Origin of the sequence: Lysinibacillus halotolerans, assembly GCF_003711845.1 — a bacterium.
GTDB lineage: Bacteria > Bacillota > Bacilli > Bacillales_A > Planococcaceae > Ureibacillus > Ureibacillus halotolerans.
In genome coordinates this window covers 1-1,733 of the sequence record NZ_RHLQ01000100.1, presented here as the reverse complement: position 1 = coordinate 1,733, position 1,733 = coordinate 1, and the positions used below count along the sequence as shown (strand labels likewise).

Annotated in this window: 3 protein-coding genes; all 3 read right to left on the bottom strand. The window is 28.2% G+C overall.

The window, feature by feature from the left end:
* Window positions 1-651: 651 nt before the first annotated feature.
* The 3 genes from EC501_RS18265 to EC501_RS18255 all read right to left on the bottom strand — a co-directional run bounded on the left by EC501_RS18265 (window position 652) and on the right by EC501_RS18255 (window position 1,648).
* Window positions 652-939 carry a hypothetical protein gene (locus EC501_RS18265; protein ID WP_122973760.1) on the bottom strand — a complete coding sequence of 96 codons (288 nt, stop codon included), beginning with the start codon at window positions 937-939 and terminating at the stop codon, window positions 652-654.
* A gap of 159 nt (window positions 940-1,098) precedes the next feature.
* The gene (locus EC501_RS18260; protein ID WP_122973759.1) at window positions 1,099-1,350 is read right to left on the bottom strand and encodes a hypothetical protein; all 252 of its coding nucleotides are present in this window, start codon (window positions 1,348-1,350) and stop codon (window positions 1,099-1,101) included.
* Window positions 1,343-1,648, bottom strand: coding sequence for a hypothetical protein (locus EC501_RS18255; protein ID WP_122973758.1), 306 nt, complete (start codon window positions 1,646-1,648; stop codon window positions 1,343-1,345). The genes EC501_RS18260 and EC501_RS18255 overlap by 8 nt, the downstream gene beginning before the upstream one ends.
* Window positions 1,649-1,733: the final 85 nt, after the last annotated feature.

Below are 1,733 nucleotides of genomic sequence, written 5' to 3'. Positions count from 1 at the left end.
ATTTGAATTTTGTTGTAAAAGTTCGACGTTGACGTGGCATAATAGCAGGCTCCCTTTAGGTTAGTATGTTAAGTCTACTAGCCCTTATAGTATCTGTCCAACTTAGTGTAACCGATTCAGTTTTTACTGCCTGTCTACTAGTAAAATAAGTTGAAGGCAAAAATTTTACTTAGTGGGTTAAGGAATCTTTAAGAAGATGATGTCTATACTTTGTATACGTCATCTTTTTTAGTTCAATTATAACGATAATTATTGTATTAGATTTTAATATTATTTATTATCGTATGATATCATGATTTCCATGACTAAAACTTTTTAATTATAAAATGACAAAGAAAAATTAAATTGTGGTGCGTTATCTAACAATTTCCATAAAGTGACTTTGTATAGTATCCCATTTTCTGATTAACTTTGAAATTAAAGAGTGATATTGTCTGAATGGATGAAAACACCATCAGCTAGTTTAATACCACTCTTTTATAAAAGGGGTTTATCTTAAGTAATTAGTGATTAAAGAAGTAAATAATTTCTGCTTCATTTGATGGTTTTTTAATGTGAAAATCTTATAAGTTTATAGGAAAACAATCCTACCTAAGTGAGAGAGGTTTAAGTAAACTTATTTACATATGAGGTTTGTTTCAAACCAACTTCTTATAAATCAAATTCATTTTGTAATTTTTTAAAATTTTCGTTTTTAATGTCTTCTTGTTTCTTTATTTTGTTATTATCCCCATGAGACAAGTCAGGAAAAAAATCTTCAAGTTTATCAATGTTACCCCATTTATTCTTATAATTGTCTAAACTAATAAGATTTTCTTTGATATTATGTTTTTGCAATGATGATTTTGTACTTTCTTGCAAATGAGGGAATATACTTGAAACAGTTAATTGATTATAAAGCTGTTCATAATGGGAAGCTCTTTTTTTCTGTTTGTTCAATTCAACTTTAAGGGTATCGACTTTTTCTAAAAAGTCATTATATTTTTTTTCCTTTTCTTTATACTTCTGTAATTCATTATATAAATCATAAAATAAAATCTGAAAATTTAATAACTCATTCTTTAAGGCTATTTCATTTCCTTCATATTTTTTAAATATTTATTCAATACTTGGGAACATAATCTCTTCCTCTGATGATGGGGTGGTTAAAATAGGATTATTTAATTCATTAATATAATCCTTCATCCTCCTACTCCAAGTATTTCTACCAATAGATGTTTCTTTCTCGAGTAAAGAGGGGGTTAGTTTAATACCGTGATTTTTATATTTAATTTCTAAAGCTAGTTGTTTTAATTCTTCATTTGTACAATTTTGTGGTCTACCAGGTTCTCTTTTAATTTTTCTATTCATAATCATTTGTCTCCATCAATGCATATTCGATTATTACCTTCTGATCCATATAAGTTACTAATTGTTTCGATGTACTTTTTAGTAAATCTGAATTTCCTTGTCGAAATGTGGAAGCTAATGAGTTTGATAAGTCTTTCATTAATTCGATAGATTCATGTATCTTTTCTTCAAGGTGTTTTGATAAATCGCTTAGCCATTTTATTGCTTCTTCACGTTCATTGATTGCAGGAGAGAATACAAATTTAGGGCAATATTTACATTCTTGTGTATGGCAAAATAAAAATGCAGAGCTTTGCAAAGGAAAAATGCAGAGTCCTTCACTAATTTTGTGCAAAAAAAATAGACTTGCCAGTCACCCCAAGTCCCCGCTACATTAATTGTGT